General features: G+C 46.7%; 4 protein-coding genes and 1 rRNA gene. 4 read left to right on the forward strand and 1 reads right to left on the reverse strand.

What is annotated here, in order from left to right; translation table 11 throughout:
* Positions 1-18: 18 nt before the first annotated feature.
* The gene (locus tag BUC30_RS11660) at positions 19-810 is read right to left on the reverse strand and encodes a PD-(D/E)XK nuclease family transposase (RefSeq protein ID WP_073425007.1); all 792 of its coding nucleotides are present in this window, start codon (positions 808-810) and stop codon (positions 19-21) included.
* Between the two features lie 551 nt (positions 811-1361).
* Here BUC30_RS11660 and BUC30_RS11670 point away from each other — a divergent pair.
* The 4 genes from BUC30_RS11670 to BUC30_RS11685 all read left to right on the forward strand — a co-directional run.
* Entirely contained in the window at positions 1362-2087 is a 726-nt protein-coding gene (locus BUC30_RS11670) for a WecB/TagA/CpsF family glycosyltransferase (protein WP_073425009.1), read from the forward strand.
* Between the two features lie 76 nt (positions 2088-2163).
* The gene (locus tag BUC30_RS11675) at positions 2164-4296 is read left to right on the forward strand and encodes a polysaccharide biosynthesis tyrosine autokinase (RefSeq protein ID WP_073425010.1); all 2133 of its coding nucleotides are present in this window, start codon (positions 2164-2166) and stop codon (positions 4294-4296) included.
* Between the two features lie 28 nt (positions 4297-4324).
* Positions 4325-6055, forward strand: a complete 1731-nt coding sequence (locus BUC30_RS11680; RefSeq protein WP_073425011.1) for an alpha-1,4-glucan--maltose-1-phosphate maltosyltransferase — start codon at positions 4325-4327, stop codon at positions 6053-6055.
* Between the two features lie 378 nt (positions 6056-6433).
* Positions 6434-6524, forward strand: a 16S ribosomal RNA gene (locus BUC30_RS11685); the annotation flags it as partial.

Below are 6524 nucleotides of genomic sequence, written 5' to 3' on the forward strand. Positions count from 1 at the left end.
ATGTGAAAAGCCACAGTTTTATTTTTGATGTTGCGTGCGACGTTTTTGAATTTCTTCCAGAGGAATGCCCGAAATGGAGGAAATTTCTTCGTCAGTCAATTTGGTTTTTTCAAACATGGCGTCAACCATTTCAAGCTTTACTTTTTCCTCTCTTTCATGAATTTCATATTCGTAAGTCATATACTTATTCCTTATGAGAGTGTCTGCCTTGTAAAAGGATACTTGGTCGTTGATTGTTTTCGTTTCACGGGAATTGGCATTCCGTGTCGCAAAATACTTCATATAAGCTTTGACAACTGGATTCTCGAACTCCTCGTATTTACCAAATATATAAAAATTCTTGAAGGTACGGTCTCCCAAAGTTATGTTAGTGTCCTCTCTAGCCCTATTTTCGAAGTGGTAAATCGGGAATCCATGCTTAAAAATATCTTTGGGACACAGAAAAATGATGTATTGTTCCTTAAGATTTGTGTAAAACCCACCCTTCGAAAGAGCAACTCCGTCGTCCACGCTTTGGTAGTATCTCGCACGCTGCGGGAGTTCCTTGGTATCGACCATCTGCATTTCCAAATCGAACGAACGGACTGTTTCTCCAGTTTCGTTGGTTTCGCGTGCGAAAACATCGTAACGGACGCCCTTATGCTCGGCATCGTAACTCAAAACAGCTTCTGGAATGGGGGTCTCCAAATGGTCAATTTTGATGCCCAACAGGTGTTCTATGAAGGGCTTAGCGATGTGTTTGTTGCTGAAAACGAGCCCGAACATAATTGGGTCGGTAATGTCAAGATCGTCAAAAGATTTTATAGTCATAATTATACCTCTGTTAAGTTTAGAGCTCCTAATTTACAACGGAAAAATTTGAAAAAGCGGAACCTTGTAAATTTTGCAAACAACCGTTTGCAGAAAGGGTGCATTTTGCAATCAACTGTTTGCAACGAAGCCGCGTAGAAGGAATTGTTTTATGATAAATTCTAAACCCAAAGTTCTCTTCATTATGCACATGCCGCCTCCGGTTCACGGGGCAGCAATGGTTGGCAAGTATAGGTTTACGTCACCCCAAATGCTGCGGGCGGGATTCCGGATATGGTTGTAAATGGTCAAAACGGCTTGATTTGCGAACGAAATAACGCAGAATCTTTGGCCACTGCGCTAGAAAAGCTTTTGCTCGATAAAAATTTGCGACTCCAATATGGCGAAAACGGGTATAAAAAGTTCAAGTCCGAATTTACACTACAGTCTTTTGAAAAACGTATTGTAGAAATATTGAAAAAAAGTTGCGGTTTCTGAAGATTACAACAAAAATAAGTTTACAAAATGATTACAGTAAACTATCTTTAATGTAGCGGATATGGGTACATTATATGATATGCATCAAAAACTTAAATCTCCTCTGTAGTCGAGCAGAACTGGATAACCTCCCCGAGGGCAAGCTGTTGATCAATACGATTAACGCATTTTCGTACAACAACGCCCGTCGAGATGTCTTGTTTGAAGAAGCTCTGACTAAAGGCGATGTGCTGATCCCCGATGGTATCAGCATTGTCCGCGTTTGCCGGTTTCTTAAGGGCAAATCCCGCCCCAAGGAGCGCATTGCCGGATGGGACCTTTTTGTGTACGAAATGCGCAAATTGAACGAGAAGGGGGGCAAGGTCATGTTCTTTGGCTCCAGCGAAAAGGTGCTGACGCTCATCCGCCAAAGGGCTGCCAATGAGTATCCGAATTTGGAAGTGGTGACTTACTCTCCTCCGTACAAGCCTCAGTTCACGATCGAAGATGACCAAAACATGATCCAGGCAATTAACGAAGCTAATCCGGATTTGCTTTGGATTGGGATGACGGCTCCCAAGCAGGAAAAATGGGCTTATGCCAACTGGGATCGATTGAATATCCATTGCCATGTGGGGACCATTGGTGCGGTTTTTGATTTCTTTGCTGGGACTTACAAGCGTGCTCCGATGGTTTGGCAAAAGTTTGGTTTTGAATGGCTTTATCGATTGCTGAAGGAGCCGCGCCGCATGTGGCGTCGCTATGTTTTTGGCAATACCCTGTTCTTGATGCTTGTCGTCCGAGAAAAATTAGGGATTTAATGGCTTACATTGATAGTTGGAATGAATATATATGACAATTACACCAAATAATAAACAAGTAAATCCGCAACAACCAATGTTTATGTCTGCCAAGGCTAGCGATTCTTTTGATTTGCTAGATAGCATTTTGCGCCATTGGAAACTTGTTGTGTTCTTCTCGATTATTGGACTTTTTGTTGGAGTCGTGGTTTCTCGCTATGTTCGCGATTCCTTCGAAAATAAGACGATGTTGCAGCTGGATACGAAGTCCAAGAGTGGCAAGGCTGTTTCTGACTTTGGCGACTTGTTCGATGCGAAGAGCCCGGCAGTTGCCGAAATCCATTTGATAAAGAGCTTGAGTGTCTTGATGCCTGTGGTCGAACAGTTGCATTTGAACTATACCGCGGAACCCCAGGGTATTGTGGATAGGCTCATGCGCCGCGAAGGCCGAATGGACCTGGATCTTTTTGAACCGCCTAAAATGGATAGAGAAGATAAAAGCCTAAAGGGTAAAAAGTGGATTGCCGTGGTCCAGTCGCAGGATTCATACGAGTTGTTCTCGCCGATGGGGCAAAGTCTTGTCGTGGGTAAAATCGGAGAGACGTATCGCATCCCTATGGGGGCGGATACCGTTGCAATTTGTGTTAAGGCGATTTATGCAGCGCCAGGGCAGTCGTTTAGCTTGTCTAAGTCTTCTGTATTGAATGTTGCCGAAGGGTTGCAGTCGGCGATTAACGCTTATGAAAAAGAAAAAAACTCGAATATTTTGGAAGTTTCCTTTTCGGGGCGTTATCCGGATCGTGTCGCCAACGTGCTAAATGCGATTGCCCAGGCGTATGTGCGCCAGAACGTCGAAATGCGCAGTGCTGAGGCTGAAAAGTCCTTGGAATTTTTGGAAGAACAGCTCCCGTCTATCAAGGCAAAATTGGATTCTTCGGAACGTTTGTTGACGGATTACCGCAATAAGATGGGGACTATCGACCTCGGTGCCGAAGCGAAGGGGACTCTTGAACGTCAAATTGCGCTCAAAACTCAGTTGCTCTCGTTGCAGCAGGAATATCAGGAAAAAGCTCGCTTGTTCAAGGAAGACCATCCGGCGATGCAGGCGATTGTGCAGCAACAGCAACGCTTGAGTCGCGAAATTGGTAAAGAAGAAAACAAAACCAAAAAGTTGCCGACCACCCAACAAGATGTGCTGAAGTTGCAGCAAGATGTGGAAATCAATAACCAGCTGTACACGTCCGTTTTGAACAACATACAGCAGCTGCGCGTGGTCCGTGCCAGTGAAATAGGTAACGTGCGTATTGTGGATCCCGCTTATGTTCGTGAAAAACCGTCCAAGCCCAACCGCAAGAAAATTATGCTTGCAGGTTTTGGCGGTGGTTTTGCTTTCAGCGTCATCTTGATATACCTCTTGCATACCATGCGTAATCGCGGTGTCGGTTCGTCTTCTGAAATCGAACGTGAAACGGGCGTGAGTGTCTATGCCAAGATTCCTAAGACGCAAATCAGCCGCAAGTTGCCGGGCGTTAGCGACAAGCGCTTTATCTTGGCGAAGGCTGATCCTGAAGATATTGCTGTTGAAAAAGTGCGTACGCTCCGCACGGCGTTGGAGTTCTCTTTCCTCGATGAGGGCGGGCGCGTGCTTATGGTGACGGGTGTTGCACCTGGTGCCGGTAAGTCTTTTGTGTCGCTGAACTTGTCGTACCTGTTTGCCAAACAAAATAAGCGAGTTGTGTTTGTGGACGCTGACTTGCGTAAGTCCCGCCTTTCTCACTCGCGCGAAAAAGGTATTTCTGATATCTTGATCAACAACAGCAAACTGGAAGATTGCGTTATCGATATGGGCGAGGGAATGTATTTCTTGCCAAAGGGATCCCGTGCCCCGAATCCGGGTGAAATGGTCAGTTCCAAGGCTTTTGCGGATCTCATTGACGAATGCAAGGCTAAGTACGATGTTGTTGTGATAGACACTCCGCCGAATTCGCTTGTTTCGGACGCTCAGGCGATTGCCAAGTTGGTCGACTTTGGTCTTGTCGTGATTGAATACAAGAAACATTCCCTAGAAGTCATCCAGGAAACGATTGACCAGCTCAATATCGCAAAGCTCAAGAAGGTGGCTATTGCTTTGAACCAGTGCGTCAATGACGGCTCATCTTATGGGTACGGTTACGGCTATGGCTACGGTTATGGTTACCGTTACAGATACGGCGATAAGAAGAAATCGTAATCATAAAGTTTGCTAAATTCTAGTCATTATGGCAACTATTCCAACTCTAAAAGAAAATCTCGTTATTGAAAATATCCGCCCGAGCATTGAGGGCGGCCGCTTCATGCTCAAGCGTGAACCCGGTGACTCTGTGACTCTTCAGGCAGACATCTTCCGCCACAGTCACGAAAAGTACGATGCAGCGATTTTTTACCGCCACGTTTCCAAGAAAAAATGGGAACAGGCTCCGATGCACTTTGTCGACAATGACTTGTGGGAAGGCTCCTTCACGGTTGGCAACATTGGCTATTACGAATACAAAATTTGCGCATGGACCAAGGAACCGAAGGACGTTCCGACTGAAAGTCCGGTGATGAAGCTCCGTGTGGACCCGGTCTACAGCCGCGTGGGTACGTGGTACGAAATGTGGCCGAAGAGCCAGGGCACGGACCCGAACAAGAGCGCAACGTGGAAGGATTGCGAAAAGCAGCTCGACTACATTGCAGGGCTTGGCTTCGATACCGTTTACCTTGTTCCGATCCACCCGATTGGTGTCACGAACCGTAAGGGCGCAAACAACGCGCTCCACGCCAAGGTCGACAAGAAGGGCAATCCGCTTGAACCGGGATGCCCGTATGCCGTTGGTAACAAGAACGGCGGTCATTACGATGTGGACCCGGAACTCGGGACCATGAAGGACTTCGAACATTTTGCAAAGGCCGCTCGTGCCAAGGGACTTCGCCTTGCGCTCGATATCGCGCTCAACTGCAGCCCGGATCATCCGTATGTGAAGTCTCACCCGGAATGGTTCTATCACGAACCGGATGGCAGCATCAAGTTCGCCGAAAACCCGCCCAAGAAGTACGAAGACATTTATCCGTTCGACTACTACAACGAGAACTACAAGGCTCTGTGGCAGGAAATCGAGAATATTATTTTGTTCTGGGCGGACAAGGGCGTTGAAATTTTCCGTATCGATAACCCGCACACCAAACCGTTCCCGTTCTGGGAATGGCTCATCGCTGACGTGAAGGAAAAGCGCCCGGAACTTGTGTTCCTCGCCGAAGCATTCACGCGCCCGAAGATGATGCACCGCCTTGCAAAGTCTGGCTTTGATATGAGCTACACGTATTTCGCGTGGCGCTCTGCAAAGTGGGAATTCGAACAGTACTTGAAGGAACTCACGCAGTCCGACGCTAAGGAATACATGCGTGGTATCTTCTTCCCGACGACTCCAGATATCTTCCCGAAGTATCTTGCATACAAAGGTGCAAACGCCTTCAAGCAGCGTTACTTCTTGGCTGCAACGCTTTCGAGCCTTACGGGTATGTATAACGGATATGAACTCTGCGAAAACATCCCGAGCCCGATCAAGGAAGAACTCGCCGATAGCGAAAAGTATCAGTACAAAGTACACAACTGGTCTGGCCCGGGCATTCAAGACTTTGTTCGTCGTTTGAATGTCGCTCGTCAGGAACATGTTGCCTTGCAGGAATACGATAACCTCGATTTTCATTACGCTCAGAACGACCAGCTCATGGTTTACTCCAAGAAGTCTGGCGATGACGTGATTCTCTGCGTGTGCAACATGGACATGGACCACGTGCAAGAAGGTATTGTTGAACTTGACATGGCTAAGCTTGGCCTCCAGAACGATTCGTTCTTCTTCTTGAAGGACATCGTGACTGGCGAAAGCTATGTATGGCGTGGCAACAAGAACTATGTGAAGCTTGACCCTGCAAAGGCTCCTGGCCACATGTTCGTGGTGAAGAAGATCTAAACGTTAGCCAAAACGCCTAATTGCGATTGAAAACGTCCCGGAAGCTCCGCTCCCGGGCGTTTTTTTTTAAACCCCGAAAAAAGATTTCTGTTTATAGATTGTTGACTTTGTGTATTTCCGGCGGCGTACATCCCGTTTTCATCGAAAAAAGTGAAAAAAAGTGAATTTTTTTCAAAATTGCCCCTTGCAAACGTCCGTGAAAATTCTATAATTGGCGCCGTTCCTGAGAGACGAGGTCGAAACCGAGTCACGAAGGAAAAAGCGAAAGCCCGCGAGACTTTCGGGAAGATTGAAGGAATCGGAGATGTGCTTAGTGACGGCCCAAGAAAATTTCTTGGAAGTCTAATTTACGAAAAACAGGACAGACTATTTAGAAAATCAATGAAGAGTTTGATCCTGGCTCAGAACGAACGCTGGTGGCGTGTCTTATACATGCAAGTCGAGCGAGGCAGCAATGCCGAGCGGCGAA

Source organism: Fibrobacter sp. UWB7, from assembly GCF_900142945.1.
Taxonomy (GTDB): Bacteria; Fibrobacterota; Fibrobacteria; order Fibrobacterales; family Fibrobacteraceae; genus Fibrobacter.

Coding starts and splice junctions, on each gene's coding strand:
- BUC30_RS11670 (WP_073425009.1), top strand. CDS start 1,362: ATGATATGCATCAAAAACTTAAATCTCCTCTGTAGTCGAGCAGAACTG.
- BUC30_RS11675 (WP_073425010.1), top strand. CDS start 2,164: ATGTTTATGTCTGCCAAGGCTAGCGATTCTTTTGATTTGCTAGATAGC.
- BUC30_RS11660 (WP_073425007.1), bottom strand. CDS start 810: ATGACTATAAAATCTTTTGACGATCTTGACATTACCGACCCAATTATG.
- BUC30_RS11680 (WP_073425011.1), top strand. CDS start 4,325: ATGGCAACTATTCCAACTCTAAAAGAAAATCTCGTTATTGAAAATATC.